This is a genomic window from Rhizobium sp. BK512, assembly GCF_014194915.1.
Classification (GTDB): Bacteria; Pseudomonadota; Alphaproteobacteria; order Rhizobiales; family Rhizobiaceae; genus Rhizobium.
On record NZ_JACIAS010000007.1, the window covers coordinates 296,525 to 319,479 of the forward strand.

Sequence of the window (22,955 nt, forward strand, 5' to 3'; positions counted from 1 at the left end):
GAAACGCAGCGGAAACAGTCAGATGAGCAACACGGTCGAATTCGCGAAGATGAACGGGCTTGGCAACAAGATCCTGGTCGTCGACATGCGCGGGCGGAGCGACAGGGTGACGTCACAGGCTGCCATCGCGCTCAATGCCGATACCGACACGCAGTTCGACCAGATCATGGCGATCCATGATCCGAAGGCGGATGGCACCGATGCCTATATCGACATCCTCAATTCCGACGGATCCAAGGCGCAAGCCTGTGGCAACGGAACTCGCTGTGTCGTGCAGGCGCTCGCCACCGAGACCGGCAAGAAGGCTTTCACCTTCCAGACGGTTGCCGGCATCCTGAATGCCGTCGAACATGAGGACGGCACGATATCCGTTGACATGGGGCGGCCGGTCTTCGACTGGAACCGGATCCCACTTGCGGAAGAATTCCACGATACGAGCCGTATCGAACTACAGATCGGGCCGATCGATAATCCTGTCCTGCATTCGCCCTCGGCCCTATCGATGGGCAATCCGCATGCGATCTTCTGGGTCGATCGCGATCCGATGAGCTTCGATCTCGAACGGTTCGGTCCGCTGCTTGAAAACCACCCGATCTTTCCGGAAAAGGCCAATATCACGCTGGCGCAAGTCATCTCGGACTCGGCGCTGCGGACACGTACCTGGGAGCGGGGTGCGGGGCTGACGCTTGCTTGCGGTTCGGCCGCCTGTGCATCTGCCGTCAGTGCGGCGCGCACCGGCCGCACCGGTCGCAAGGTGACGATCGACGTCGCGTCCAGCCCGATCCGCCAGCCACTGACGATTGATTGGCGCGAAGACGACCATGTCGTCATGACCGGTCCTGCCGAATGGGAATGGTCCGGCACGGTCGACCCGACGACCGGCTCATGGTCACGCGATGCGGTACCCGGAGCGGAAGTGCGGTGAGCGGCGTCGAGGTCATTACCTTCGGCTGTCGTCTCAATATCTATGAATCCGAAGTCATGAGATCGCAGGCCGAAGCGGCCGGGCTCAACAATGCCATCCTGGTCAACACCTGCGCTGTGACCGGCGAGGCCGTGCGTCAGGCCCGTCAGGCGATCCGCCGCGCGCGTCGCGACAATCCACATGCCCGCATCATCGTTACCGGTTGTGCCGCCCAGACCGAAAAGCAGACCTTTGCCGAAATGGCGGAGGTCGATGCCGTGCTTGGCAACGAGGAGAAGCTGAAGGCAGCCTCCTATCGTGCGCTTCCCGATTTCGGCGTTTCAGCCGAAGAGAAGCTGCGCGTCAACGACATCATGAGCGTGCGCCATACGGCGCCACAGATGGTGAGACATATAGACGGTCATGTCCGGGCCTTCATCCAGGTGCAGAATGGATGCGATCACCGCTGCACTTTCTGCATCATCCCCTATGGTCGCGGCAATTCGCGTTCCGTGCCAATGGGTGCAGTGGTCGATCAGGCGCGCAACCTCGTCGACAGCGGTTATCGCGAAATCGTGCTGACCGGGGTCGATGCCACGAGTTATGGCGCCGATCTTCCGGGTGAGCCAACGCTTGGGCTGCTCGCAAAGACGCTCCTGAAGCAGGTGCCCGATATTCGTCGACTGCGACTGTCTTCCATCGACAGTATCGAGGTCGATCGGCATCTCATGGATCTGATCGCAGACGAGCCGCGCTTCATGCCGCATCTGCATCTTTCCCTGCAGCATGGCGACGACATGATCCTCAAGCGCATGAAACGCCGGCATCTCCGGGCCGACGCTCTGCGTTTCATCGAAGACGTGCGCCGGCTGCGGCCGGAGATCAGCTTTGGCGCGGACATGATCGCCGGCTTCCCGACAGAGACCGAAGATATGTTCGAGAATTCTGTGCGGCTGGCCGAAGAAGCCGAGATCGCGCATTTGCATGTCTTTCCCTATAGCCCGAGAGCCAGCACACCTGCCGCGCGCATGCCGCAGCTCGATCGCGCTCTCATCAAGGACCGCGCCGCCCGGCTGCGCGCCACTGGACAGATGCTGCACCAGCGCCATCTGGACAAGATGGTTGGAACGCGGCAGTGGCTGCTGGTGGAAAACAACGGTCTTGCGCATACGGAAAACTTCACGCTCGTCACGGTTCCCGGTCTTCGCCCGCGCGATATCGTCGAAGTGAAGATCACCGGCCACAATGGCAAGTATCTTGATATGCAATTGACGGCTGCTGCGGCAGCCTGACTTCACGGACAACTCATGGCGCTCAGTTTCATCAAAAAGGTCTTCACCTTCGGCAAGCCGACGGACGAGCCCGTGCCGGAGGCCGTGAAAAGGGAGTTGGAGCCGCGCTCGCGTGACGAAGATCTGCCGCTTGCTGCCGATCCAGTTCTTGCCGAAGAAATGGAAACCGCCGGCGGTCCGGCCGCAGATGTCGGGCAGGATGGCGCGATGGACCCGGAGCCCGTTGAGGCCGAGCCGGAATTACTGCCGCCCGTCGATGATCTGGGTGACATGGGCGTCGTACCTTTGTCTCTTCTAGAGGCGGAAGCGGAAGCAAATGCCGATGACGATGCATCGGCGCCCTCCTCTGTCGTCTTGGATCATCTCCCCCACACGGAGGGAGATCGTTTTGAGGATGCCGCTGCCCCTGTAGAGGAAGGCCGGGTCGAGCCCACGGAGGTGTTCCCGGAAGAGTTTCCTGTTCGAGACGCGCAGGAGGCTCCGCTTGAGGTAGAGCCAAGTTCCCGATCCTTGCCAGAGGGGGAAGGTATCGTGTCCGACGAACAAGTCGCGGACCCTGTTCTTCCCAAAGGCTTCGCCACCGGATCCCTCGCCGAACCCGAGCCTCTGGTCACTCCGCAGCCGAGGCTTTCCTGGTTTCAGCGCCTGCGCAATGGTCTGGCGCGGACCTCCTCGCAGCTTACCGGTCAGATTGCAGCACTCTTCACCAAGCGTAAGTTGGATGACGACACGCTGCAGGATCTCGAAGACCTGCTGATCCAGGCCGACCTCGGCGTCGAGACTGCAATGCGCGTCACCGATACGCTCGCTTCCGAACGTTATGGCAAGGACGTCACCGGCGAGGATGTGAGCCGCATCATGGCAACCGAAATCGCCAAGGTGCTGAAGCCCGTCGCCAAGCCCCTGCAGCTCGATCTGTCGCACAAGCCGCATGTCATCCTCGTTGTCGGCGTCAACGGCACCGGCAAGACGACAACGATCGGCAAGCTTGCGGCGAAGCTCTCCGGTGCTGGCCTCAAGGTGATGCTGGCCGCAGGCGATACATTTCGCGCCGCTGCCATCGAGCAGCTGAAAATCTGGGCCGATCGCACCAAATCCGAATTCATCGGTACCAAGCTCGGCGCGGATGCGGCGGGCCTTGCCTATGATGCGTTCGAGCAGGCAAAGGCAAGGAAATGCGATGTTCTGATCATTGATACGGCTGGCCGCCTGCAGAACAAGGCGGAGCTGATGGCAGAACTGGAGAAGATCGTGCGCGTGCTCGGCAAGCTTGACCCCGATGCGCCACACACTGTTCTCCAGACACTGGATGCGACGACGGGCCAGAATGCGCTCAACCAGGTCGAGATCTTCCGCAATGTCGCCGGTGTCAGCGGGCTGATCATGACCAAGCTTGACGGCACGGCGCGCGGCGGCATTCTGGTGGCGATCTCCGCCAAGCACAAGCTGCCGGTCTATTTCATCGGTGTCGGGGAAGGGGTCGACGATCTCGAACCGTTCGAGGCCGAGGATTTTGCCCAGGCTATTGCCGGCATCGGCCAGTGATGCCACAGATTAGCCGTTGATGGCTTGCATGCATTGCAAAAAGCAGGTTTGAAAGAGCATGACGACTGAAAGCGATATTACTCCGAGCGCCGCAGACCGGCATCATCCGCTTCTGAAACTGGCGCTGGAACTCGGGCCGCTTATGGTCTTTTTCTTTGCCAATCTGCGTGGGGAATGGCTCGTCGCCCGTTTTCCGGCGTTGGCTGAGCTCGGCGGTCCGCTGTTCGTGGCGACCGGGCTTTTCATGGGCGCAACCATTCTCTCGCTGGTGGTTTCCAAGGTCGTGCTCGGCCATCTGCCGATCATGCCCTTCGTTTCCGGGATCGTCGTGCTGATCTTCGGTTCGTTGTCGATCTGGCTGCAGAATGAAACCTTCATCAAGATGAAGCCGACGATCGTCAATGCGCTTTTCGGCTTTACCCTGCTTGGCGGCCTCGCCTTCGGCAAGTCGCTGCTCGGTTATGTCTTCAACGCGGCCTTCCAGCTCGATGCGGAAGGTTGGCGCAAGCTGACGATCCGCTGGGGCATCTTCTTCCTGTTCCTTGCGGTGCTGAACGAGGTCGTCTGGCGTAATTTCTCTGACAATTTCTGGATCGCCTTCAAGGTCTGGGGCACGATGCCGATCACCATCATCTTCACCATGGCGCAGATGCCGCTGGTGCTGAAGCACAGCATTTCCACCGAGGCTGAAAGCGAGAAGTGACTGTCATCGACGGCGCCGACCGGTCACGGCATCAGATATTCTGGTTTTCCGCCTGTTTCGCGGTTCTGATCCTCCAGATCATTGCCGAATATATGATGGGCCGGGTTCCGATCTGCACTTGCGGCTACATCAAGCTGTGGGAAGGGACGGTCAATTCCAGCGGCAATTCACAGCATCTGTCCGACTGGTACACGCCGTCGCATATCATCCATGGCTTCCTGTTTTACGGGCTGGCGCATCTCGTGCTTCGCGGCAAGCCGCTTGCGGCGCGCCTGTTTCTGGCCGTTGTCATCGAATCCGGCTGGGAGCTTCTGGAGAATTCACCTCTGATCATCGATCGCTACCGAACCGCGACGATCTCGCTCGATTACTACGGCGACAGCATCATCAATTCGGCGATGGATACGATCTTCATGGCCGTCGGCTTCTTTTTCGCTTCAAGAGCGCCGGTGGCGTTGACGGTGGCAATCGCGATCTTCTTCGAGATTTTCACCGGCTACGTGATCCGCGACAATCTCACGCTGAACGTGATTATGCTGATCTGGCCCGTCGAGGCGATCAAGATATGGCAGGGCGGCGTCTAGGAAACAGGCTTGCCCAGCGCCTTTTCGATTGCTGGAAAGAGGCCTTCCCTGAGGCTGATATCGTCGAAGGGGCCGACACGCTTATAAATGATCGTGCCGTCAGGTGCGACGAGATAACTCTCTGGAATACCGTAGACACCCCAGTCGATCGCCGCCTTGCCGTTCGGATCGATGCCGATGGCGTGGTAGGGATTGCCGAGCTCGCCGAGGAAACGCAAGGCGTTCTCGTTCTTATCCTTGTAGTTGATCGCGACGATGTTCAGCCGCCCGTCCTCGGCAAGCTGCTTGAGAAGGGGATGCTCGTCACGGCAAGGGATGCACCAGGATGCAAAGACGTTGACGAGTGTGAGCTTGCCCTTGATTGCTTCATCCGTCAGTGCCGGCAGGTTGGAGCCCTCGAGCGGCGGCAGGTTCAGTGACGGCGCCTTGGTACCGATCAATGCGGAGGGGATTTCGGCAATGTTCTTGCCATGGAAATCCTGGTCGTAGAGCATTTTAGCAGCCGTTGCGGCGATGCCGCCGAAGACGACGAGCGGGATCAGTGCAAAAGCATAGCGGCTGAACCCGCCGCTCCTCGGCCTACTTTCTTGCGGAGTTTCGGTCATTCGGCATCCTTCGGTCGGGTGGAACGACGGCGGATGCCGGCGGCTTCGAGTGCTGCCAGTTCCTTCTGACGCGCACGCCCGTCAGCCCAGGTCCAGAGCGTCACTGCAAGTGTCACCAGGGCGGCGAAACCATAGGAGCCGTAGACGTAGAAAGCGTAGGAACCCACCGCTATTCCTCCCGGTTTGCCATACGCGCGGCCATGCGACGCTGGGAGGCGATACGGCGTCGCCAGATCTCGTTTCTCATTGCCATCAGATGCAGCGTGAAGAAGAGCAGGGTGAAAGCGATCGCCATGACCAGCAGCGGGCGCAGGAATTCCGGATCGATTGCCGGTCCGTCGAGGCGCAGAACGCTTGCCGATTGATGCAGCGTATTCCACCAGTCTACCGAGAACTTGATGATTGGAATGTTGACGAAGCCGACGAGGATGAGGACGGCAGTGACGCGAGCAGCCTTGGAAGGCTCGTCCATGGCGCGGTTGAGCGCGATCAGGCCGAGATACATCAAGAAGAGAATAAAGACGGACGTGAGCCGCGCATCCCAAACCCACCACGTACCCCACATGGGTTTGCCCCAGAGGGAGCCGGTAACCAGCGCAAGCAGCGTGAAGGCGGCGCCGAGTGGAGCGGCAGCCTTGGCCGCAACATCGGCCAGCGGATGGCGCCAGACCAGCGTGCCGATCGCCGAAATGCTCATGATCGTATAGCACATCATGGAAAGCCAGGCGGAGGGAACGTGCACATACATGATGCGTACCGTTTCGCCCTGCTGGTAGTCGCCCTCGGTCGAGAAACTCAGATAGAGGCCAATGATGAAACAGAGGGCCGTAATGCCGGCCAGCCATGGAATGACGCGCGATGCCAGCGCCAGAAACCGCGTCGGGTTGGCGAGATCGCTGAATTTGCTGATGGCAAGGCTCGTTTCGCTCATATCCGCTTCCTTACCTTGATCCGCTGGGAGCCGCAATCGAAGCGCGGATCAATCCGCCGTGTTTCTAAGTGCCAGTGCGGCGGCAGCCGGTCCTATCACCGCAAAGAAGAGTGTCAGGGCAATGAGTATCAGAAACGGCGGCAGAAAAGGTGACGGTCCAACCACTGCCGCGTAGGTGGCGCTGACACCGAAGATCAGTACTGGGATCGTCAGCGGCAGGATGAGTACCGAGACCAGCAGTCCGCCTCGGGGCAGCGCGACGGCAACGGCTGCACCGACGGCACCGATGAAGGTGATTGCCGGCGTGCCGACGAGGAGGGTGAGCATGGTGGCGCCGATCGCCGTCTCATTCATATTCATGAAGAGCCCGAGCAGCGGCGAGGCAATGACCAGCGGCAGGCTGGTTGCCGTCCAGTGCGCGGCGCATTTGACGAGCACCGTCAGAACCAAGGGTGTGTCCTGCATCAGCATCAGGTCGAGTGAGCCGTCGTCTCGCTCCGCCTGGAACAGGCGATCGAGCCCGAGAAGGGCGGCGAGCAGTGCGCCAATCCAGACGATGGCAGGCCCGATGCGCGAGAGAAGCGCGAGATCCGGGCCGACACCGAAGGGAATGACAGCAACGACAGTAAGGAAGAAAAGAATGCCGACGAGCGCGCCGCCGCCGGCGCGGACGGAAAGCTGGAGGTCGCGGAGAAAGAGGGCGATCATCCCCACACTCCCTGCTCGACGCCGGCAAAGCCGGTCATTCTCATTTCCCTGGCCCTTTCCAGTCCAAGAGGCTGATGCGTCGCGGCGACGACAATCCCGCCTTCCGTCAAATGCGCTTCGATCAATTGCGCAAACAGCCTGTCCGCATTCGCATCCAGCGCTGCGGTCGGCTCGTCCAGGATCCAGACCGGGCGATGGGAAACCAGAAGCTTGGCGAAGGCGAAGCGACGCTGCTGGCCGGCCGAGAGGTAGCCGAAGGGCAAGTGCGTGATGCCGGACAGGCCGACCGCTTCCGCGGCCTCTTCGGTGCCCAGGCCAGTTCTCGTGCCAGAACTCAGGAAGGATCGCCAGAAATCCAGATTTTCTGCAACCGTAAGTTCCGTCTTCATTGCATTCCGATGGCCAAGGTAGTGGCTCGCTTCGGCCGCCGGACGCCTTTCGCCGGCTGGCGAATCACTGACTGTAGCGGAGCCTTTTTCGGGCCTCAAAAGACCGGCCACCACGCGCAATAAAGTGGACTTTCCCGATCCGTTTTTGCCTGTCAGGATCAGTGCCTCGCCGGGCTGCAAGTGAAAGGAAACGTTAACGAAAATCAGATCTTCCCCGCGCCGGGCCGCCAGATTTTCAGCGATGAGATGCATGCATCGGCTCTTTCTTCGTTGGCGCTCTCGGGCGGGCTCAAAAAATGTCCAATTTTGACCTTGTCGCTATGGCAAGTCTTTACGAAATTATCTATAAGACCTGCAACCACGCCAGCGGTCGGCGTGAATATCATCCTTGCGCCGAACTTGAGGTTTCTCCTCACGTGCGGACAGCGGAAATGGCCGTACCCGCATCCTGATGTGCATTAAGTGCATAGGCGTTCGCACGACTGTGTTGGCTATCAGAAACGGGGTCTCTCGTGTCTAAATCTCTTGACAGTTTCAATTGTCGGTCCACGCTTTCCGTTGGTGGAAAGGACTACGTCTACTACAGCCTGCCGAAGGCTGAGGCAAACGGCCTGCCCGGCGTTTCGAAGCTCCCCTATTCGATGAAGGTGCTGCTGGAAAACCTGCTGCGCTTCGAAGACGGCCAGTCGGTTACCAAGGAGCACATCCTCGCCGTCGCCGAATGGCTGAACAACAAGGGCGCCGTCGAGAACGAGATCGCCTATCGCCCGGCCCGCGTGCTGATGCAGGACTTCACCGGCGTTCCCGCCGTCGTTGACCTTGCCGCAATGCGCGACGCGATGGTTTCCCTCGGTGGCGATCCGGAAAAGATCAACCCGCTCGTTCCCGTCGACCTCGTCATCGACCATTCCGTCATCGTCGACGAATTCGGCACGCCGCAGGCTTTCGCCAAGAATGTCGAGCTGGAATACCAGCGCAACGGCGAGCGTTACCGCTTCCTGAAGTGGGGTCAGCAGGCGTTCAAGAATTTCCGCGTCGTTCCTCCGGGCACCGGCATCTGTCACCAGGTCAATCTCGAATATCTCGGCCAGACCGTCTGGACGAAGGAAGAGGACGGCGAGACGATCGCCTATCCCGACACCTGCGTCGGTACCGACTCGCATACGACGATGATCAACGGCCTCGGCGTTCTCGGCTGGGGTGTCGGCGGTATCGAAGCTGAAGCCGCCATGCTCGGCCAGCCGGTTTCGATGCTGCTGCCTGAGGTTATCGGCTTCAAGCTGACTGGCAAGCTCAAGGAAGGCGTCACCGCGACCGACCTCGTTCTGACCGTCGTGCAGATGCTGCGCAAGAAGGGCGTCGTTTCCAAGTTCGTCGAATTCTTCGGCCCGGGCATGGACAACATGCCGCTCGCCGACCGCGCGACGATCGGCAACATGGGTCCGGAATATGGCGCAACCTGCGGCTTCTTCCCGGTCGATGGCGAAACCATCAACTACCTCACGATGTCCGGCCGTACGCATGACCGGATCGCACTCGTCGAAGCCTATTCCAAGGCACAGGGCATGTGGCGCGATGGCGACGGTTCCGACCTCGTCTTCACCGACACCCTGGAACTCGACCTCGGCGACGTCGTTCCCTCGATGGCCGGCCCGAAGCGTCCGGAAGGCCGCATCGCACTCGAAAACATCGCCACCGGTTTCGCCGGCTCGATGGATGCCGACTACAAGAAGCCCGGCCAGCTCAATAACCGCTATGCGGTCGAAGGCACGGATTTCGATCTCGGCCATGGTGACGTGGCGATTGCCGCCATCACCTCCTGCACCAACACGTCCAACCCGTCGGTTCTGATCGCTGCCGGCCTTCTCGCCCGCAACGCCGTTGCCAAGGGCCTGAAGACCAAGCCGTGGGTCAAGACCTCGCTTGCTCCCGGATCGCAGGTCGTCGGCGAATATCTCGCCAAGTCCGGCCTGCAGGCCGATCTCGACAAGCTCGGCTTCAACCTCGTCGGCTTCGGCTGCACGACCTGCATCGGCAATTCCGGCCCGCTGCCGGCGCCGATCTCCAAGACGATCAACGACAAGGGCCTTATCGTTTCCGGCGTGCTCTCGGGCAACCGTAACTTCGAAGGCCGTATCTCGCCGGACGTTCAGGCGAACTACCTCGCTTCGCCGCCGCTGGTCGTCGCCTACGCGCTCGCCGGCACGGTGCAGAAGGATCTGACCAAGGAGCCGATCGGTGAAGACCAGAACGGCAACCCGGTCTATCTGAAGGACATCTGGCCGACCTCGCACGAAGTACAGGACTTCATCCAGAAGTACGTCACCCGCGAACTCTACGAAACGAAGTATGCCGACGTCTTCAAGGGCGACGAAAACTGGCAGGCCGTTCAGGTTCCTCCGGGCCAGACCTATGCCTGGGACGACGATTCGACCTACGTCCAGAACCCGCCGTACTTTGTCGGCATGGGCAAGAAGGGCACCGGCACATCCGACATCAAGGGTGCACGTGTTCTCGGCCTCTTCGGCGACAAGATCACCACCGACCACATTTCTCCGGCCGGTTCTATCAAGGCTGCGTCGCCGGCAGGCGCCTACCTGCTCGGCCATGACGTCGCCGTCGCCGACTTCAATCAGTACGGAACGCGCCGCGGCAACCATGAAGTCATGATGCGCGGCACCTTCGCCAATATCCGCATCCGCAACTTCATGCTTGGCGCGAACGGCAAGGAAGGTGGCTACACCATCCACTACCCGTCCAAGGAAGAGACCTCGATCTACGATGCGGCCATGCAGTACAAGGCCGAGGGCGTTCCGCTCGTCATCTTCGCCGGCGTGGAATATGGCAATGGCTCGTCGCGTGACTGGGCTGCGAAGGGCACGAACCTGCTCGGCGTCAAGGCCGTGATCGCCCAGAGCTTCGAGCGTATTCACCGTTCGAACCTCGTCGGCATGGGCGTCATCCCCTTCGTCTTCGAAGAGGGCACGACCTGGCAGAGCCTCGACCTGAAGGGCGACGAACTCGTCACCATCGAGGGCCTCGAAAACATCAAGCCGCGCGAAAAGAAGATCGCCAAGATCACCTATGCCGACGGCACGGTGAAGGACGTTCCGCTGGTGTCGCGCGTCGACACACTGGACGAGGTTGTCTACCTCAACAATGGCGGCATCCTGCAGACGGTTCTGCGCGATCTCGCAGCCTGATTTTTAAGATACTTGACTGATAATGACCGCCGGAGAGCAATTTCCGGCGGTTTTTCTTTGCGCAAAACAGGTCGGTATCACTGCTCACGCCGATGTGTTTCAGCAGCCTGCGGCCTGGGGCTTCGTCTCACCCGTTCGTGACTTTGCGTTTGGAGCCGGAAGGATTATTCGTACGTTCATATCTCAGAGCCGGCGGTCAGGATTGCCGGCACTGAAAAAGAGGTGCTGGTGAATGTCCCCGCGTTTTATGATCCCGCTGATCGTCGGGCTTGCTTTTGCAGGTCCTCTCATGGCCGAAGACGGCACGCCGAAAGGCGTCGTCGAACTGTTCACGGCACAGGGCTGCGCCTCCTGTCCGCCTGCCGATGCTGCATTCCGCAAGCTCGTCAGCCAGGGCAACGTCATCGCGCTCGCTTATCATGTTGACTATTGGAATTATCTCGGCTGGGCCGACACGTTGAGCTCGAAGGAAAATACCGAGCGGCAGTACGGCTATGCCCGTATGATGGGGCGCAGCAACGTCTATACGCCCCAGGCTATCGTCAATGGCCGGGACCATCTCGCAGGCGCCGATCTTGCCGGTATCAACGGCAAGATAAATGGCTACGCCAACGACGGCAAAGGCCTGACCGTGCCTGTAAGCGCCCACATGCGTGGCGACGAAATGGAGATCAAGCTGGGTGCGGGCCAAGGCAAGGCCAATGTCGTCATGGTCTATTTCGACAAGGAAAAAACGATCGACGTCGAGAAGGGCGAAAACAGCGGCCAGAAGATCTCGTACCTCCACAGTGTCACCGACGTGGAGACCGTCGGCATGTGGGATGGCAAGGCCACAACGCTCACTCTGCCGGCGAGCGTCATGGAAAAACCGGATCTCGAGGGATCAGCGATTCTCTTGCAGTCTGTGACTGACAACGGCGATCCGGGAGCGATCCTCGGCGCGACGGTCGTCATGGCAGGAAAAAATATATAAGGATTTCATTCGCTTGCGGATGAAAGTTAGGCGGCCCGGCAAAGCGTATTCGGGGCTGGGGTTAAGGTCGATACGCTCCGCCGGGCCCTTTGGCGCGCTGGCGCCAAACTGGAGCCTATAGTTCTCTTGCAAATGAGGCGCTGTTTTGTCTGAATTGCGGCACCGCCGAGAAAGCCGGTTTCGTCCCCAGTGTGATGGTCGGCGCCCTTGCAATTTGTCGTGGCTCGGGCAAACTGTCACTCTCCTGTCACACGTGGAGGTCTTGGGAGTCTGATGACAGATACGCCGGATTTGCGACACGGCGAAAGCCGCTCCGTCGACAATAGCTCTTCAACCGTCGTTGATCTCAAGGAATACAGACAAAACAAGGATCCGATGCCGGTGACATTTCACCGGCGGGAACTCGACCAGATTCTGTGGATCTACGGCCGAATGGTCGGCGAGGGCGAGTGGAAAGACTACGCGATCGACCATACCAGGGAGAAGGCGGTATTCTCCGTCTTCAAGCGTTCAGGCGAAATGCCGCTCTTCCGCATCGAGAAGAACCCGAAGCTTGCCGCCAAGCAGGGCGCCTATTCGGTGGTAAACTTCAACGGCGTGATCCTGAAACGCGGCCACGAACTTGGGCCTGTTCTGAAGGTTTTCGACAAGTCGCTGAAGCTCGTCGACAAATAGGCCATATCATCCCTTGAACAGGGTGCCTGGATAGGCCTCGGGATCGGGATGGGTTTCTGTTCCTTCGCCAAGCCTGCGCTGCATCAGTATCGTATCCAGCCAACGGCCGTGCTTGTAGCCGGCACCCTTCATCAGACCGATCTCTTCGAAGCCCAGCGACCGGTGAAGCGCGATCGATGCCGGGCTCGCGCCGCCGATAACGGCTGTCATCTGGCGGAAGCCAGAGACGGTGCAGCGTGAAATCAGCTCTCCGAGGAGCAGCTTGCCGATGCCCTTTCCGCGCGCCTCCGTGCCGAGATAAATCGAATCCTCGACCAGCCAGCGATAGGCCGGACGGGTACGGAATGCCGATGCATAGGCATAACCGAGCAGCGTGCCGTCCTCTGCCGTTGCGGCAATATAAGGATAGGACTGTTCGCGGATAGCGCAGTAGCGGGCCGTCATTTCCGCTTCGGTCGGGGGAACGATCTCGTAGCTCGATGTGCCGTTCAGTACGGACTCGCGATAGATTTCGGTAATGGCAGGAAGATCGGAGGGAAGAGCGTCGCGCAGGAGAGGGGGCATTTCGGATCGATCGGCACGGTTGGATGACAGCCCACGTTGAAGCATTCCAGCGAGGTGCCCGCAACAAAAAAGGCGGCCGAAGCCGCCTTTTCGTGTTTCAGTCCAGCCTGCTTACTTGCGGTTGCCCATGAACTGCAGCAGGAACATGAAGAGGTTGATGAAGTCGAGGTAGAGCGTGAGGGCGCCCATGATGGCCTTGCGACCAGCGACGTCATAACCGTCTGCTTCATAATACATTTCCTTGATCCGCTGGGTATCGTAGGCGGTGAGGCCTGCGAAGATCAGCACGCCGATCACGGAGATTGCGAACTGCAGGGCCGACGAAGCCAGGAAGATGTTGACCAGCGAAGCGATGATCAGGCCGAAGAGACCCATGATCAGGAACGAGCCCATCGCCGACAGGTCGCGCTTGGTCGTGTAGCCGTAGAGCGACAGCGCACCGAAGGACGCGGCGGTCACGAAGAAGGTCTGCGTGATGCTCGACTGCGTGTAGATCAGGAAGATCGACGACAGGGAGAGACCGACCAGTGCAGCATAGATCCAGAAGGTTGTCTGAGCCGCAGCCACGCTCATGCGGTTAATGCGGAAGCTCAGGAAGAAGACCGCCGCAAGAGGCGCAAGGATCACGACCCAGCGCAGGGGCGACTGGTACAGGACCTGGCCGAACTGGGTGAGCTGGCCGTCCTGGACGGCGAAGGTGAATGCGAAATAGGCGGCCAAACCAGTGATCGCCAGACCCAGCGCCATCAGGTTGTAGACCTTGAGCATATAAGCGCGGAGGCCTTGATCAATCACTTCGCCGGTTTGTGCACGGCTTTGGTAGTTACGAAGATCAGCCATAGTTTCCTCTTACAAGCTCCGATGGAAATACGGTGTCGGGTTTACGACCCGGGCGCCGCTGCGGAGCTTCCAGCATGCCTGCTGACAATATGAGGCTTTCGCCCTTTTCAAACAAGGCCTTTGCAATCTGCCGCTCGGTTAAATCGCCGTAAGGTGAAGGGATTTAAGCCCCTTGCCCGTCACAGCTCGCGCAAAACGGGTGCCGCCTTCTGCCCGAGGATGCGCCAGGTGCCGATCAGGCCGATGCCGACGGTCAATACAAGGGCGGTGACAAGCGTGAGACCCGCGACATCAGGCATGAAGCTGGAGGGCAGGCGCATGATGCGACTGACGATGAACCAGGCAGCGACGCCGCCGGCAAAGAGCGCGAAAATCGCAGTGGCCACACCGAGGATGAGATATTCGTAGCTGAAGGCACGGATCAGCATGGCTCTCGTCGCGCCAAGCGTTTTCAGCACGACAGCATCATGAGTGCGCGCTCGATTTCCGGCGGCAAGTGCGCCGGCCAGCACGAGAACGGAGGCGATGAGTGCAACGGATGCTGCAGCGCGGATGGCGGTCGCAAGCTCGCCGACCAACTGGTTGACGATATCGATCGCGTCCTTGACACGCACGCTGGTGATGGTCGGATAGGCATTGGTCACGGATTTCAGGATCGCGGCGTCCTCCGCCTCGGTCGAGGCAGGGTCGGTCAGTGTCGCCAGCCACGCATGCGGGGCACCACGGAAGGTGTTCGGCGAGAAGACCATCACGAAGTTGATCGACAGCGATTCCCACTCGACCCGCCGCAGATTGACGATCTTGGCCGTGATGTTGCGGCCAAGGACGTTGACAGTCACGGTATCGCCGATCTTCAGGCCGAGTTCATGCGCCTCTTCCGCGGAAAAGGAAACGAGCGGCTCGCCACTGTAATCCTTTGGCCACCATTGACCTTCGACAAGTGTCGAATTTTCCGGCGGGCTTTCCTCATAGGTGATGCCGCGGTCGCCGTTGAGCACCCAGCGGCCAGCCGCCGGAACATTCATCTTGGTCACGTCCTGGCCGTTAAAGGCGATGATGCGGCCGCGCAGCATCGGTACTTCCACCAGTTTGCCATTTGGTGACCGGGTGTGGATCAGGTCGCGAAAGGTATCGAGTTCGGCGCCCTGAATATCAACGAAGAAGAAATTCGGCGCGCCTTCGTTCATACGGCCGGTCAATTGCTGGCGCAGATTGCCGTCGATCAGCGTCAGCGTCACGAGCAGCGCAAGGCCGAGACCGAGCGAGAGAACGACCGAGGGCGTCAGTGCTCCGGGGCGATGGATATTGCCGATCGCCAGCCGCAGCGCCGGCGAGTTGACGCGCGGGCTTCTACGCGCCGCCCAGGCGATCAAAGCCGCGACCAGCCGCAGGATGACGAAGGCGAAAATGATGGCGCCGACAAAAACCACAGCGATGAAGCGATCATAGGCGGTAAAGATGGCGAGGCCTGCGAGTGCTGCCATGAAGAGCACGGCCAGTAGCACATAGGGCCAGGAGGGCAGGCGGCGTGCCTCGAAACCCTGTTCGCGGAAGAGTGCGGTTGCCGGCACCTCGCGTGCATGGCCGAGCGGCAGGATGGCAAAGGCAAGCGTCGTGAGCATGCCGAAGAGGGCCGCAAGAAGCAGAGCGCCGGGATAGAGCGTCGGATCGGTGGAAACCGGCAGGAACTGGGCAAGGAACTGCGCAGCCAGCATTGGTGACAATGCGCCGAACACGAGACCGATCAGGATGCCGGCTGCCGCGATAATGCCGATCTGGAAGAGATAGATCCAGACCACGACGGCGGCGGGCGCGCCCAGGCATTTGAAGGTGGCGATCGTCGTCCGTTTGGCATCGAGGAAGGCGCGAACCGCGTTGGCGACGCCGACACCGCCGACGATCAATGCGGTGAGGCCGACCAGCGTGAGGAACTGCGAAAAGCGGGTGATGTTTTCCGTCAGCGACGGGGCGGCGCGATCGCTGGTCCGGATCGACCAGCCGGCTGACGGGAATTCCCTGGTGGCGCGCGCCTGGATGCCGCTCATCGTGCTGCGGTCTTCCAGCTTGATCTTGTAGACATGTTCCACAAGGCTGCCCGTCTGGATCAGGCCGGACGCCTGCAGTGCGTTTCGGCTGATGAGCATGCGAGGGGCGAAGCCGAAACCTTCCGAAAGCGCATCGGGCTCGGTCTTGACCGTGCCCGTGATACTGAGCTTGACGTTGCCGAGGAGCAGTTCGTCGCCGATCTGCAATCCCAACCGCTCCAGCAACAGCGGCGCAACGACCGCGCCGTATGTGCCGCCTTCTCCTGACAGCAGGGAGGAGAGCGGATAATTCGGCTGGGCTTCAAAAGTGCCGTAGAGCGGATAGGCGCCGTCGACGGCCTTGACCTCTACCAGCGCCTGATCCGAACCATCGGGCTTGCGGGCCATTGAGCGCAGACCTGTCGAAACGGAGACCTCGCCGAGGCCGCGGAGGAAATTCATTTCCTCTGGCGTGGCTTCGCGGTTGTTGAGCTCGAAGCGGACATCACCTGCCAGAAGCTCCTGACCCTGCGAGGCGATCGTATCGGTGATCGATTGCGAGACCGAGTTAACGGCAGCGATTGCGGCGGTGCCGAGTGCGATGCAGGCGAGGAAGATGTAGAAGCCCTTCAGGCCGCCGCGCAGCTCGCGCAGGGCCAGACGGAAGGCGAGCGAGATATGCGGCGTGACGATCGTCATGCAATCGCCGCCTCGGACTGGCGGACGGCGCTGTCGCCTTCGATGCGTCCGGAGCGGACGCGGATCTGGCGCGAGCAGCGATTGGCGAGACCAGTATCGTGGGTGACGAGCAGCAAGGTCATGCCGCGTTCGGCCTGTTTGGAAAACAGGAGATCAGCGATCTGCCGTCCGGTATCGGTATCGAGATTGCCGGTTGGTTCGTCGGCGATCAGCAGGGCAGGTGACGGCGCGAGCGCACGGGCGATTGCAACACGCTGCTGTTCACCGCCGGAGAGCTGACCAGGATAGTGGTTCAGACGTTCGGCGAGCCCGACGGATGCCAACTCACGGCGAGCGATCTCGAAGGGATTGGGTACATTGGCGAGCTCGAGGGGGACCGCGACATTTTCCAGCGCCGTCATATTGGCGATCAGATGGAAGGACTGGAAGACGATGCCGATGTTGCGGCCGCGGAAATCGGCGACCTGATCCTCGCTCAGCGCGTGGAGGGGCGTATCGTTGATATTGATTTCGCCGCTGTCGAGTTTCTCAAGGCCTGCAAGCACCATCAACAGGGTGGACTTACCGGAGCCCGAGGGACCGACGATGCCGACGGATTCGCCGGCGCTGATCTCCAGATCGATGCCTTTCAGCACATGCACGGAGGCAGCAGCATTACCGAGCGTCAAATCGGCGTGTTTCAGATCGATGATGGTTTTGGCCAACAGAAATCGCCCTATATAGTTCCGTAACCGAATGGCCGCATAACGGCACCTAGCCAATCTAGGGAAAGCATTATGAGATTTAAAGTTGCCGCCCTTCACTTCGCTGTCATCATCTTCTCCCTGATTTTCTCGACGGTTGCGCAAGCACGCACGATCAATCTGGTCGGTTTCGGCGACAGCCTGATGGCGGGCTACCAGCTGCCGCCGGGCGACGGCTTTCCCGAAAAGCTGCAGGCGGCTCTGAAGGCCAAGGGGATCGACGTTTCGATCACCAATGCCGGCGTCTCCGGCGACACAACCACGGGCGGGCTCGCGCGAATCGATTGGTCCGTTCCTGATGGAACCGATGGGGTGATTCTCGAACTCGGGGCCAATGATGCGCTTCGCGGCATCCCGCCGGATCAGAGTGAAAAGAATCTCGACCAGATGATAAGCCGGTTAAAAGAGCGCGGCATTGCCGTATTGCTCGCCGGCATGATGGCACCCCCGAACATGGGGGCGGACTATGCCGAACGCTTCAACCCGATCTACCAGAAACTTGCGGAAAAACATGGGGTTGAACTCTACCCATTTTTTCTCGACGGCGTGGTCCTGGATGCTGGCCTGAAACTCGACGATGGCATGCATCCCAACGCCAAGGGGGTGGACGTGATGGTGGAAAAGATGGAACCAGCTGTCACGAAATTCGTTGGAACGATTTCTTCTGTGAAGAAATAGGGGCTTGCACAGGTTTGTAATGCGTGATTCCGTGTGAGCACCTGCAAAAGATTCGGGGAGTGCTCGTTATGCCGAGACTATTTACCGCCCTCGAAATTCCGCGCAATGCGGCGATGAGCCTGTCATTGTTGCGCGGTGGTCTTCCCGGAGCTCGATGGATCGATGTGGAGAATTACCACATCACACTTCGCTTCATCGGCGATGTCGACGGACGCACGGCAGACGAAATCGTCGAGCGCCTCGATCGTATCGACCGGCCGGAATTCCAGCTCCGGCTTGAAGGCATCGGCTCCTTCGGCTCCAAAAAACCCCACTCGATCTGGGCCGGAGTTTCTCCGTCGCCGGAAATGTACGCCCTGCAGGGCGAGATCGAGCGGATCTGCCAGCGTATCGGCCTGCCTCCGGACCCGCGCAAGTTCACGCCGCATGTCACCCTTGCCAGGCTGAAATATTCCCGTGTCGATGATGTCGTCCAATACCTCGCCGGCCGCGGCAACTTCCAGACCTCGACCTTCACCGTGCCGCGCTTCGTGCTTCTGTCGTCTCGCGAATCGGTTGGCGGCGGACCCTACCTCACCGAGGAGGTGTTCCCACTCCACGAACCGCTGATGGCGCCGAGCCTCTCGACCAGCGTGCTGCAGCCATTGAAGAGCCTAGCGTAAACGAACTCGAAGTCTTCCCGGTCGCCATAATAGGGATCGGGAATCTCTTCCCCGGTGTCGAGCGCGAAATCGCCGAAAAGGTGGATATTTTCCCGGTCGGGGGAACGCCGGCGCAGTTCAGAGACATTCGACCGGTCCATGGCGAGGATCAGATCGAAATCGTCAAAATCCTCGAGCAATATCTTGCGGGCGCGTTGCCCGGAAATGTCGATGCCATGTGCGCTTGCGGCGGCGATCGAGCGTCGGTCGGGAAGTTCTCCCTGATGCCAGCCGCCAAGGCCGGCGGAATCGATGCGGAACGCATCGCCAAGGCCTGCCTCATCCGCGATATGGCTGAATATTCCCTCGGCAAGTGGAGAGCGGCAGATATTGCCCATGCAAACAAAGAGGATGCTGATACGTTTCATCTGAAAACCTGGCGAAGGATGGAAGGAGCATGGCATGAAAAGGGAAAAGCTGGAAAGACCGGTGATCAGCCAATTGCTTGGCGAGCTCAAGGGCTGGACACTCGATGATGCGGCGGGCTCGATTTCGAAGACGTTCAAATTCGGCAGCTTCGTCGAAGCTTTCGGCTTCATGGCCGAATCGGCACTTGCTGCGGAAAAACTCAACCATCATCCGGAATGGTTCAACGTTTATTCCCGAGTCGAGGTCAAGCTCAACACGCATGATGTCGGCGGTCTGACTGAGCTGGATTTCAAGCTTGCAAAGGCCATGGACAAGGCTGCAGCGCCGCGAGTTGATTGAAACGGTTTCGGTCGTCACCATATGTTCGGAGCGACCACAAGGGATATCGGGATGGACGAGGTCAAATACGGAGAAATCCTGTTGCCGGGCGACGAGGATACGCAGAACCGTCGTGAAAAGACGGTGCGGCAGAAATTCTGGCCGACCTTTCGCCGTGCCGTACGTCAAATTCCATTCTCACGCGATGTGGTTGCCGGTTTCTATTGCGCGCTTGATCCGCAGACGCCAACCAGGGTGCGCGGCGTTCTCCTGGCAGCGCTTGCCTATTTCGTCATGCCGGTCGATATCATCCCCGATATCTTCGCCGTAATCGGCTTTTCGGATGATGTCGCCGTCCTGTCGGCGGCCTTTGCCATGGTGAGGGGCAATATCCGGCCAAGCCATTACGAGGCGGCCGATCGCGTTCTCGCCGACCGTTCCGAAGACGGGATGAAGACGATCTAAAACGCGTCGCGGTTTTTCAGACCCTCCAGCTACGCCGGGTCTTTGTTTTGACGCCTGTCGTTATCGCAAACCGCCGCACTTCAGACCTCTTCCCGCTCCAGCAGGTTTCTCAGCTTGCCGAAGGCGAGCCTGATGCGCGATTTTACCGTGCCGAGTGGCAGGCCGGTCGCGTCAGCGATTTGCGAATGCGACTGGCCAAGAAAGAAGGCAGCCTGGAGAAGTGCCCGCTGCTCCTCGGGCAATTGACTGACGGCGTCGCGCACCTGCGCATCGCGATCGTCATTGGCGACAATTTCGTCGGCGCGCATCTCCTCGGGCGGCTGCAGCGTCGGATCCTCGCCATCGAGAACACGAACCCGGGCGCGGCGCTGCTGATCGATGCGGCGGTTCCGCGCGATGCGGAAAAGCCAGGTGGAAAGCGAGGAGCGGCTGGGATCGTAGAGAGCGGCCTTGTGCCAGAGAACGATCATGATCTCCTGAACCAGTTCCTCGGCCTCGCCTGATGTCATCTTCTGGCGCATCAGCCATGATTTCAGGCGCGGTGCGAAATAGTCGAACAGAACGGAGAATGCGGACTCGTCGCGCTGATCGGCAACGGCCTTTGCGAGGGCAGCGAAACGCTGTCTTTCCTCGGCATCCATATCCCCTCACGCACTCCCTAAGACACAGATTTCGTCCTGAATTTCCACACCTTAATGAGGTACAACGGATTTGAGAAAGGTCAAACTCTTGCCTGAATCTTTGTGTCTTAAATTCACCCGAACCGATGGCTCAGCCCATCACGACAGAGCGTGACACAGGCGCCGCTGTCGGGTTCAGACGTTAACGGTCGGGCGAAAATGAAACAGGCAGATACAATTCGCAGCCATTGTTGACCATTTGGTAACCTGAATTAAGTCAAAATAAAGCAGATCGTGATTATGCGCCGCCCGCAATGATCGCTTCGGGCCTTGAACCGCAAGAACCGGCAGGAATTCCATGTTCGTAAAAAGTATCGTATCCGCTTTCGCCCTCACAGTTGCTATGACCGGAGTGGCGGCAGCGCAGCAGGCGGCAGCAGCACCGACCCGCATCCAGCAGTTCCAGGCATGGGGCGCCTATTCCTACAAGTCAGGTGCATCCACCGTCTGCTACGTGCTTTCGGTACCGACTGCAAAGCAGCCGGCAAGCGTCGACCACGGCGACAATTTCTTCATCGTGTCGCAGCGCCCGGGCCAGAACATCTCCTATGAGCCGCAGGCTATGATGGGCTATTCGCTGCAGGAAAACTCCAAGGTGAATGTTGTCATCGACAACAAGACCTTCGTGATGTTCACCAAGGACAAGGCTGCGTGGGTCGAGAACGCCGCGCAGGAGCCGGCGCTCGTTGCAGCCATGAAGACGGGCCATTCGATGACCGTCAACGCTGTCTCGCGCAAGGGCACCGGCACGTCCTACAGCTATTCGCTCTCTGGTATTTCGGCTGCACTGAAGCAGATCGAAAGCTGCAAGTAAGTTCGATTGCTTGAGGCAATGTTTCAAAGGCCGGCCTTGCGCCGGCCTTCGTCGTTTCCATCTATAGGGGCGCCTCCATCTCTCATGACGCGGGTCTAGTGACGTGGAGGCAAAATGATGCTAAAGCGGCGCGCAACTGCGGAAGGATGGCGAATTCATCGCCGCTCCGCCCATTCATTTCTGCAATCATGCGTCAACGGCCCCGCAAGTCTTCCGGCTTTCCGGGATGGTTGCCATGTTGAGTTCGGGATTAGAAGATTATGTCCGTTATGGATGCGATGACCGTTGCCAAGCCCGCCGGACGGGCTCCTCTCGGTACTGAGCTTTCGCCAAAACCCTCGCTGATCGGATTGACGCGCGAGGAAATGGGTGCGGCGCTGCGCGAAAAAGGTGTGCCGGACAAGCAGATCAAGATGCGTGTCTCGCAGCTCTGGAACTGGATCTATGTGCGCGGCGTCTCCGACTTCGACCACATGACGAATGTCGCCAAGGACATGCGCGAGATGCTGAAGCAGCATTTCACCATCGCCCGGCCCGAAATTGTCGAAGAGCAGATTTCCAACGACGGCACGCGCAAATGGCTGTTGCGTTTTCCGCCGCGGGGTGCTGGCCGTCCGGTCGAGATCGAGGCCGTCTATATTCCCGAGGAAGGGCGCGGCACACTCTGCATTTCCAGCCAGGTCGGCTGCACGCTCACCTGTTCCTTCTGTCACACCGGCACGCAGCGGCTGGTGCGCAACCTGACGGCCGAGGAAATCCTCTCCCAGCTTCTGCTCGCCCGCGACCGGCTCGGCGATTTCCCCGATCGTGACGTTCCTGTCGGCGCCATGGTGCCGTCGGAAGGCCGCAAGGTCAGCAATATCGTGATGATGGGCATGGGCGAGCCGCTCTATAATTTCGATGCCGTCAAGCAGGCGCTGCTGATCGCTACCGACGGTGATGGTCTTTCACTGTCCAAGCGCCGTGTAACGCTTTCCACGTCTGGTGTCGTACCCGAGATCCTGCGCACCGGCGAAGAAATCGGTGTGATGCTGGCGATCTCGCTGCATGCGGTGCGTGATGACCTGCGCGACATTCTCGTGCCGATCAACAAGAAGTATCCGCTGAAGGAACTGATCGAAGCCTGCAGGAACTATCCCGGTCTTTCGAATGCGCGGCGCATTACGTTCGAATATGTGATGCTGAAGGACGTCAATGACAGTCTGGAAGACGCCAAGGGGCTGATCCAGCTCCTGAAGGGCGTGCCGGCGAAGATCAACCTCATCCCCTTCAACCCCTGGCCGGGCACGAACTATCAGTGTTCCGACTGGGCGCAGATCGAGAAGTTTGCCGATTTCATCAATTCGGCGGGTTACGCTTCGCCGATCCGCACGCCACGCGGCCGCGATATTCTCGCCGCCTGCGGTCAGCTGAAGTCGGAATCCGAACGCATGCGCAAGACCGAGCGTCTTGCCTTCGAAGCCATGATGATCGCCAACCACGGCGCAGACGACTGATCAGCAAGTTTGATCGTCGCAACAAATCTCTGCGATTGATTAACGGGGGCGC

Annotated in this window: 25 protein-coding genes; 14 read left to right on the forward strand and 11 right to left on the reverse strand. The window is 59.6% G+C overall.

Annotated elements, in window-relative coordinates:
• The first annotated feature begins 22 nt into the window (after nucleotides 1-22).
• From dapF to FHX06_RS24770, 5 genes are read left to right on the forward strand one after another with little or no spacing between them, the layout of a single operon-like run.
• Entirely contained in the window at nucleotides 23-925 is a 903-nt protein-coding gene (gene dapF, locus FHX06_RS24750; RefSeq protein WP_183849567.1) for a diaminopimelate epimerase, read from the forward strand.
• Nucleotides 922-2,196: a tRNA (N(6)-L-threonylcarbamoyladenosine(37)-C(2))-methylthiotransferase MtaB gene (mtaB, locus tag FHX06_RS24755; protein WP_183849564.1), complete on the forward strand. Its 1,275-nt coding sequence runs from the start codon at nucleotides 922-924 to the stop codon at nucleotides 2,194-2,196. The genes dapF and mtaB overlap by 4 nt, the downstream gene beginning before the upstream one ends.
• Nucleotides 2,197-2,211: 15 nt before the next feature.
• Nucleotides 2,212-3,741 (forward strand): signal recognition particle-docking protein FtsY, encoded by a 1,530-nt coding sequence (gene ftsY, locus FHX06_RS24760; RefSeq protein ID WP_113144915.1) that lies wholly within the window; start codon nucleotides 2,212-2,214, stop codon nucleotides 3,739-3,741.
• A gap of 58 nt (nucleotides 3,742-3,799) precedes the next feature.
• Entirely contained in the window at nucleotides 3,800-4,444 is a 645-nt protein-coding gene (locus tag FHX06_RS24765; protein WP_112545661.1) for a septation protein A, read from the forward strand.
• Nucleotides 4,441-5,028 (forward strand): DUF2585 domain-containing protein, encoded by a 588-nt coding sequence (locus tag FHX06_RS24770; protein ID WP_112545660.1) that lies wholly within the window; start codon nucleotides 4,441-4,443, stop codon nucleotides 5,026-5,028. The genes FHX06_RS24765 and FHX06_RS24770 overlap by 4 nt, the downstream gene beginning before the upstream one ends.
• Here FHX06_RS24770 and FHX06_RS24775 read toward each other — a convergent pair.
• Genes FHX06_RS24775 through ccmA form a run of 5 tightly spaced genes read right to left on the reverse strand, consistent with a single transcriptional unit; the run spans nucleotide 5,025 to nucleotide 7,913 of the window.
• Nucleotides 5,025-5,633 carry a DsbE family thiol:disulfide interchange protein gene (locus FHX06_RS24775; RefSeq protein ID WP_112545659.1) on the reverse strand — a complete coding sequence of 203 codons (609 nt, stop codon included), beginning with the start codon at nucleotides 5,631-5,633 and terminating at the stop codon, nucleotides 5,025-5,027. The two genes, FHX06_RS24770 and FHX06_RS24775, sit on opposite strands and share 4 nt — an antisense overlap.
• Nucleotides 5,630-5,800 carry a heme exporter protein CcmD gene (gene ccmD, locus FHX06_RS24780; RefSeq protein ID WP_113013312.1) on the reverse strand — a complete coding sequence of 57 codons (171 nt, stop codon included), beginning with the start codon at nucleotides 5,798-5,800 and terminating at the stop codon, nucleotides 5,630-5,632. Before ccmD ends, FHX06_RS24775 begins: the two co-directional genes overlap by 4 nt.
• A 2-nt stretch (nucleotides 5,801-5,802) precedes the next feature.
• The gene (locus FHX06_RS24785; RefSeq protein ID WP_113013311.1) at nucleotides 5,803-6,564 is read right to left on the reverse strand and encodes a heme ABC transporter permease; all 762 of its coding nucleotides are present in this window, start codon (nucleotides 6,562-6,564) and stop codon (nucleotides 5,803-5,805) included.
• Nucleotides 6,565-6,612: 48 nt separating this feature from the next.
• On the reverse strand, nucleotides 6,613-7,272 hold the full coding sequence (gene ccmB, locus FHX06_RS24790; protein ID WP_183881186.1) for a heme exporter protein CcmB: 660 nt from the start codon (nucleotides 7,270-7,272) through the stop codon (nucleotides 6,613-6,615).
• The gene (gene ccmA, locus FHX06_RS24795) at nucleotides 7,269-7,913 is read right to left on the reverse strand and encodes a heme ABC exporter ATP-binding protein CcmA (protein ID WP_183849558.1); all 645 of its coding nucleotides are present in this window, start codon (nucleotides 7,911-7,913) and stop codon (nucleotides 7,269-7,271) included. The genes ccmB and ccmA overlap by 4 nt, the downstream gene beginning before the upstream one ends.
• A 260-nt stretch (nucleotides 7,914-8,173) precedes the next feature.
• Between ccmA and acnA the strand changes: the two genes are divergently transcribed.
• The 3 genes from acnA to FHX06_RS24810 all read left to right on the forward strand — a co-directional run bounded on the left by acnA (nucleotide 8,174) and on the right by FHX06_RS24810 (nucleotide 12,512).
• Nucleotides 8,174-10,864 (forward strand): aconitate hydratase AcnA, encoded by a 2,691-nt coding sequence (gene acnA / locus FHX06_RS24800; protein WP_112545654.1) that lies wholly within the window; start codon nucleotides 8,174-8,176, stop codon nucleotides 10,862-10,864.
• Between the two features lie 232 nt (nucleotides 10,865-11,096).
• Nucleotides 11,097-11,837 (forward strand): DUF1223 domain-containing protein, encoded by a 741-nt coding sequence (locus FHX06_RS24805; protein WP_112970795.1) that lies wholly within the window; start codon nucleotides 11,097-11,099, stop codon nucleotides 11,835-11,837.
• 273 nt (nucleotides 11,838-12,110) lie between these two features.
• Nucleotides 12,111-12,512: a DUF2794 domain-containing protein gene (locus FHX06_RS24810; protein WP_112545652.1), complete on the forward strand. Its 402-nt coding sequence runs from the start codon at nucleotides 12,111-12,113 to the stop codon at nucleotides 12,510-12,512.
• 6 nt (nucleotides 12,513-12,518) lie between these two features.
• Here FHX06_RS24810 and FHX06_RS24815 read toward each other — a convergent pair whose 3' ends face one another.
• The 4 genes from FHX06_RS24815 to FHX06_RS24830 form a co-directional block, all read right to left on the reverse strand.
• Nucleotides 12,519-13,076, reverse strand: coding sequence for a GNAT family N-acetyltransferase (locus FHX06_RS24815; RefSeq protein WP_183881188.1), 558 nt, complete (start codon nucleotides 13,074-13,076; stop codon nucleotides 12,519-12,521).
• Nucleotides 13,077-13,187: 111 nt separating this feature from the next.
• On the reverse strand, nucleotides 13,188-13,916 hold the full coding sequence (locus FHX06_RS24820; RefSeq protein ID WP_112545650.1) for a Bax inhibitor-1/YccA family protein: 729 nt from the start codon (nucleotides 13,914-13,916) through the stop codon (nucleotides 13,188-13,190).
• Between the two features lie 179 nt (nucleotides 13,917-14,095).
• The gene (locus FHX06_RS24825) at nucleotides 14,096-16,639 is read right to left on the reverse strand and encodes an ABC transporter permease (RefSeq protein ID WP_183881190.1); all 2,544 of its coding nucleotides are present in this window, start codon (nucleotides 16,637-16,639) and stop codon (nucleotides 14,096-14,098) included.
• The gene (locus tag FHX06_RS24830; RefSeq protein ID WP_029868945.1) at nucleotides 16,636-17,343 is read right to left on the reverse strand and encodes an ABC transporter ATP-binding protein; all 708 of its coding nucleotides are present in this window, start codon (nucleotides 17,341-17,343) and stop codon (nucleotides 16,636-16,638) included. Before FHX06_RS24830 ends, FHX06_RS24825 begins: the two co-directional genes overlap by 4 nt.
• 72 nt (nucleotides 17,344-17,415) lie before the next feature.
• Here FHX06_RS24830 and FHX06_RS24835 point away from each other — a divergent pair, with 72 nt between their 5' ends.
• Together FHX06_RS24835 and thpR are read left to right on the forward strand one after the other, a co-directional pair.
• The gene (locus tag FHX06_RS24835; RefSeq protein WP_112545647.1) at nucleotides 17,416-18,060 is read left to right on the forward strand and encodes an arylesterase; all 645 of its coding nucleotides are present in this window, start codon (nucleotides 17,416-17,418) and stop codon (nucleotides 18,058-18,060) included.
• Nucleotides 18,061-18,128: 68 nt separating this feature from the next.
• A complete protein-coding gene (thpR, locus tag FHX06_RS24840) occupies nucleotides 18,129-18,722 on the forward strand; it encodes an RNA 2',3'-cyclic phosphodiesterase (protein WP_112545646.1) in 594 nt (197 codons plus the stop codon).
• On the opposite strand, the gene FHX06_RS24845 is transcribed toward thpR, so the two are convergent.
• A complete protein-coding gene (locus tag FHX06_RS24845; protein ID WP_183881192.1) occupies nucleotides 18,629-19,129 on the reverse strand; it encodes a low molecular weight protein-tyrosine-phosphatase in 501 nt (166 codons plus the stop codon). The genes thpR and FHX06_RS24845 overlap by 94 nt on opposite strands.
• Nucleotides 19,130-19,163: 34 nt before the next feature.
• Between FHX06_RS24845 and FHX06_RS24850 the strand changes: the two genes are divergently transcribed.
• Nucleotides 19,164-19,469 (forward strand): 4a-hydroxytetrahydrobiopterin dehydratase, encoded by a 306-nt coding sequence (locus FHX06_RS24850; protein WP_183881194.1) that lies wholly within the window; start codon nucleotides 19,164-19,166, stop codon nucleotides 19,467-19,469.
• 51 nt (nucleotides 19,470-19,520) lie between these two features.
• Complete coding sequence (locus tag FHX06_RS24855) at nucleotides 19,521-19,913, forward strand: YkvA family protein (protein WP_029868950.1); 393 nt, start codon at nucleotides 19,521-19,523, stop codon at nucleotides 19,911-19,913.
• Between the two features lie 80 nt (nucleotides 19,914-19,993).
• On the opposite strand, the gene FHX06_RS24860 is transcribed toward FHX06_RS24855, so the two are convergent.
• Nucleotides 19,994-20,554: a sigma-70 family RNA polymerase sigma factor gene (locus FHX06_RS24860; RefSeq protein WP_112545643.1), complete on the reverse strand. Its 561-nt coding sequence runs from the start codon at nucleotides 20,552-20,554 to the stop codon at nucleotides 19,994-19,996.
• Between the two features lie 337 nt (nucleotides 20,555-20,891).
• Here FHX06_RS24860 and FHX06_RS24865 point away from each other — a divergent pair, with 337 nt between their 5' ends.
• Together FHX06_RS24865 and rlmN are read left to right on the forward strand one after the other, a co-directional pair.
• Nucleotides 20,892-21,407 (forward strand): invasion associated locus B family protein, encoded by a 516-nt coding sequence (locus FHX06_RS24865; protein ID WP_029868777.1) that lies wholly within the window; start codon nucleotides 20,892-20,894, stop codon nucleotides 21,405-21,407.
• A gap of 260 nt (nucleotides 21,408-21,667) precedes the next feature.
• Complete coding sequence (rlmN, locus tag FHX06_RS24870; RefSeq protein ID WP_029868778.1) at nucleotides 21,668-22,903, forward strand: 23S rRNA (adenine(2503)-C(2))-methyltransferase RlmN; 1,236 nt, start codon at nucleotides 21,668-21,670, stop codon at nucleotides 22,901-22,903.
• Nucleotides 22,904-22,955: the final 52 nt, after the last annotated feature.